General features: G+C 68.6%; 5 protein-coding genes. 1 reads left to right on the plus strand and 4 read right to left on the minus strand.

Annotated elements, in window-relative coordinates; genetic code table 11:
- The 3 genes from VFG33_RS01605 to VFG33_RS01615 all read right to left on the minus strand — a co-directional run.
- On the minus strand, positions 1-355 hold a 355-nt coding region (locus tag VFG33_RS01605; RefSeq protein ID WP_325021569.1), incomplete at its 3' end, for a DEAD/DEAH box helicase.
- A gap of 10 nt (positions 356-365) precedes the next feature.
- A complete protein-coding gene (gene soxR, locus VFG33_RS01610; RefSeq protein ID WP_325021571.1) occupies positions 366-893 on the minus strand; it encodes a redox-sensitive transcriptional activator SoxR in 528 nt (175 codons plus the stop codon).
- A gap of 49 nt (positions 894-942) precedes the next feature.
- On the minus strand, positions 943-2,217 hold the full coding sequence (locus VFG33_RS01615) for an MFS transporter (protein ID WP_325021572.1): 1,275 nt from the start codon (positions 2,215-2,217) through the stop codon (positions 943-945).
- 70 nt (positions 2,218-2,287) lie between these two features.
- On the opposite strand from VFG33_RS01615, the gene VFG33_RS01620 reads away from it, so the two are divergent.
- Positions 2,288-3,259, plus strand: a complete 972-nt coding sequence (locus tag VFG33_RS01620) for a GlxA family transcriptional regulator (protein ID WP_325021574.1) — start codon at positions 2,288-2,290, stop codon at positions 3,257-3,259.
- Here the strand turns inward: VFG33_RS01620 and VFG33_RS01625 are convergent.
- On the minus strand, positions 3,256-4,204 hold a 949-nt coding region (locus VFG33_RS01625; protein ID WP_325021577.1), incomplete at its 5' end, for a M24 family metallopeptidase. The two genes, VFG33_RS01620 and VFG33_RS01625, sit on opposite strands and share 4 nt — an antisense overlap.

The following is a 4,204-nucleotide window of genomic DNA, read 5'->3' on the forward strand; positions in this document are numbered from 1 at the left end:
GCAGGTCGCTCTCGATCCCGGACCACGCATCGACGTTGGACGAGTTCAGCGTCGCGGCCCGCAGTCCCGCTCGAGCCGCGGCGGCCACCTGGTCACGCATCAACGAGAGCAGAGGCGACACGACGAGCGTCGGTCCCGCGCCTTCCGACCGCCGGATCGCGGTCGCCGCCCAGTAGACGGCGGACTTGCCCCAGCCGGTCGCCTGGACGACGAGCACGCGCGCGTTCGGCTGGCACAGCGCGGCGACAGCGGTCTCCTGATCGTCCCGCAACCGCGCGGCGTCGCCGGCGATCGCGCGGATCACACCCGCGGCAGTCGTCGCCCGCTCGTCCGTCAACTTCAGCGCATCACCCATGCCGACGACACTAGACGTCGGCACCCACAGTTCGCCGGGACCCCGAGCTCTCCTGTGGACAACTGTCTCCGCTCGGGTGACACGGATTGCCCGATTCGTCCATCAGTCGCTGCGGACCCGGGCCCTTCGACGCCAGTACGTCGTACGGGTTGGCCAGGCCGCAGAGGTCGAGGGAGAGGCAGCCGCAGCCGACGCAGTCCTTGAAGTCGTCGCGCAGTTGCTCCAGATGCACGATGCGCCGGTCCAGTTCGGCCTGCCAGCACTCGGAGATCCGCTCCCAGTCCTTGCGGTTCGGCGTCCGGTTGTCCGGCAGCAGGGCGAGGATCGCGGCCACCTCGGCCAGCGGGATGCCGACCCGCTGGGCGACCCGGACCAGCGCGACGCGGCGCAGAGTGTCCCTTTTGTACCGTCGCTGGTTGCCTGACGTGCGGCGGCTGATGATCAGGTTCTGCCGCTCGTAGAAGTGCAGGGCGGAGATCGCCACGCCACTTCGTTCCGACAACTGCCCTACCGTCAGTTCGCCCGGCTCGATGTCCATGTCGCCTCCCCGCTGGAACCTCAACCAAGGTCGAGGCTAACGGACAGCCTCAAGCGGGCAGCAGTCGCCGTCCGATACTCGCGGACATCAGCGCGGCCGCCGCACACAGTCCCCCGGCCAGATACCAGGCCAGGTTGTAGTCGCCCTGCGCGTCCCGGATCGCGCCGGCGCCGGTCGCCGCGATCGCCGCCCCGATCTGGTGTGACGCGAACACCCAGCCGAACACGATCGGCCCGTCCACACCGAACCACTCGCGGCACAACGCAACCGTCGGCGGCACAGTGGCGACCCAGTCGAGCCCGTAGAAGATGATGAACACCCAGACGCTCGGCTGCGCCGACGGACCAAGCAGCGACGGCAGCACCAGCAGCGACAGTCCGCGTAGCGAGTAGTAAGCGATCAGCAGGTAGCGCGGATCCCACCGGTCTGTCAGCCAGCCCGACAGGATCGTGCCGCCGACATCGAACACCCCGACCAACGCCAGCAGCGAGGCAGCAGTCGTCACCGGCATCCCGTGGTCGTGCGCCGCGGTGACGAAGTGGGTGCCGATCAGCCCGTTCGTCGACGCACCACAGATCGCGAACCCACCCGCAAGCATCCAGAAGGCCGGCCGGCGCATCGCCTTCCGCAGCGCGGTCAGGGCTCGCATCGCGCTGCTCCCGGTCGTTTCCACGCGCTGCCCGGCGGTACTTCCCTCCGGTGCCCCGTACGCCGTCAAGCCGACATCGCTCGGGTAGTCCCGCAGGAACAGCAGCACGAGTGGGACCACCGCAAGCGCAGTTCCAGCGGCAACCAGGGCGGGCACTCGCCAGCCGTACGAACCGGCCAGCGCGGCGATCAACGGCAGGAAGATCAACTGGCCCGTCGCACCGGCGGCGGTCAGGATCCCCGTGACCAGGCCGCGGCGGTGGACGAACCACCGTCCCGTGATGGTCGCGACGAACGTCAACGACATCGAGCCGGTCCCGACCCCGACCAACAATCCCCAGCAGAGCAGAAGTTGCCAGGCCGACGTCATGAACACCGTCAGGCCGCTGCCCAGCGCGATCAGTAGCAGCGCGCCGCTGACCACCTTGCGCAGACCGAGCCGGTCCATCAGGGCCGCTGCGAACGGTGAGATCAGGCCGTACAGCAGAAGGTTGATAGAGACCGCGGCCGAGATCGTCGCGTGCGACCAGCCGAACTCCTCGTGCAGCGGATCGAGCAGCACACTGGGCACCGAGCGGAACCCGGCGGCACCGATCAGAGTGATGAAGCCGACGGCGGCCACAGGCCAGGCGCGGTGCAGCCTGACCGTCCTCTTCTTCTCCAGGATCTCGGTCACCAGAAGAGTTTGCCGAAGTTCCCGACCCGGAAACAGTGGCCAGACCGCCACCACGTGTCAAGATATGGCCATGCACCTGATCCCGCCGCACCGCGTCGCCGTGCTGGCCCTCGAACCGGTCGTCGGTTACGACCTGACGATCCCGCCGACCGTCCTGGGCGCGGCCACCCGCGCCGACGGAACCCCGCTGTACGACGTCCGCGTCTGCGGGCTCGAGGTGGCTCCGATCAGGGCAGGCGCGGGGTTCAGCTTGATCCCCGACCATGGCGTGGAGGCCCTGGCTGAGGCGGACACGGTGATCATCCCGGGCACCTACATCCGTCAGCCCCGGTACGAGGGGACCCTGCCCGACGACCTGGCCGAGGCGCTGAGGACGATCCGTCCCGGCGCGCGGATCGCGTCCATCTGCACCGGCGCGTTCGTTCTCGCCGCGGCCGGACTCCTGGACGGCCGGCCGGCGACCACGCACTGGGCACGGGCGGAGATGTTCCGCGACCTGTATCCGAAGGTGCTGCTCAACGAAGACCTCCTGTTCATCGACGACGGTGACATCATCACGTCGGCCGGACTCGCGGCAGGCGTCGATCTCTGCCTGCACCTGATCCGTCGCGACTTCGGCAGCGAGGTCGCCAACCGCGCCGCCCGGCATTGCGTGGTCCCGCCCTGGCGTGACGGTGGCCAGTCCCAGTTCATCGAGCGGGTCGTCCCCGACGAGGGCAGCGAAGGGACCGCACCCACCCGCGCCTGGGCGTTGGACCAGTTGGACGAGGAGATCACGCTCGCCGCGCTGGCCGCCCACGCCGGGATGAGCGTCCGCACGTTCAGCCGGCGGTTCAAGGCCGAGACCGGGCAGTCCCCCGGCACGTGGCTGCTGCAGCAACGCGTCCGGCACGCGTGCCACCTGCTGGAGACGACCAGCCTTTCCGTCGACCGCGTCGCCGAGTCGGCCGGTCTCGGCACCGCGGCCTCTTTGAGGCACCACCTTCGAACAGAGCTCGGCGTTTCTCCTCTCGCCTACCGGAAGACCTTTCGCGCCAGCTAAACGATGGTCAGCTCGTGCGGGCGCTGGTTGAACGACTCGACCCCGTCCTCCGTGACCGCCACGATGTCATCGATCCGGGCGCCCCACCGACCTGGTTGGTAGATGCCCGGCTCGACGCTGAACGTCATGCCTGGTTGGAGAATCAGCTCGTTCCCACCAACAATGTACGGGTCTTCATGCACGTCGAGCCCGATCCCGTGTCCGGTCCTGTGGATAAACAGGTCACCGAACCCGGCAGCCACGATCACCTCGCGCGCAGCCGCGTCGATCGACTCCGCAGTCACACCTTGACGGACCGCCTCCACGGCCGCCCGCTGTGCCTCTTGCAACACCGCGTACGTCGCGGCCACGTCCGCATCACGCGGTTCGCCGACTGCGTAGGTCCGGGTGGAATCCGAGAAGTACCCGGCAGGCACCGGCCCACCGATATCGACCACTACAAGATCACCGGACTCGATCACCCGATCCGACACATCGTGATGCGGACTGGCCGCATTGGGCCCACTCCCGACGATCACGAAGTCCGCGGTCGCATGACCTTCCTCGACGATCGCTGCCGCGATGTCCGCGCCGACCTCGGCCTCGGTCCGGCCGGGGCGCAACCACTCGCCAACCCGGGCATGGACCCGATCGATCGCGGCACCGGCCAGCCGCAGTGCGTCGATCTCGGCCTTGTCCTTCCGCATCCGCAACTCCCGGATGATGGGTCCGGCCAGCACCTGACGAGCCCGCGGCAGCGCGTCGCGCAATGCGAGTACGTGCAGTGCAGGCGTGAAATCGCTGACCGCGACCCGCTCGAGATCCCCCAGTCGGTCCGCGACCGCGGCGTACGGGTTCTCGCTGTCGACCCAGGTGATCATCTCGACGCCGAGCTCAGCCAGCGGTACCTCGGCGTACCCGGGTGCCTCGAGCTTCGGCACGACCAGCGCGGGCGGGCCGTCGGCG

This window comes from Kribbella sp. (assembly GCF_035687465.1).
Lineage (GTDB): Bacteria > Actinomycetota > Actinomycetes > Propionibacteriales > Kribbellaceae > Kribbella.

Bases quoted from the DNA above. Each gene is read 5' to 3' on its own strand.
- VFG33_RS01620 (WP_325021574.1), top strand. From the start codon at position 2,288: ATGCACCTGATCCCGCCGCACCGCGTCGCCGTGCTGGCCCTCGAACCG.
- soxR (WP_325021571.1), bottom strand. From the start codon at position 893: ATGGACATCGAGCCGGGCGAACTGACGGTAGGGCAGTTGTCGGAACGA.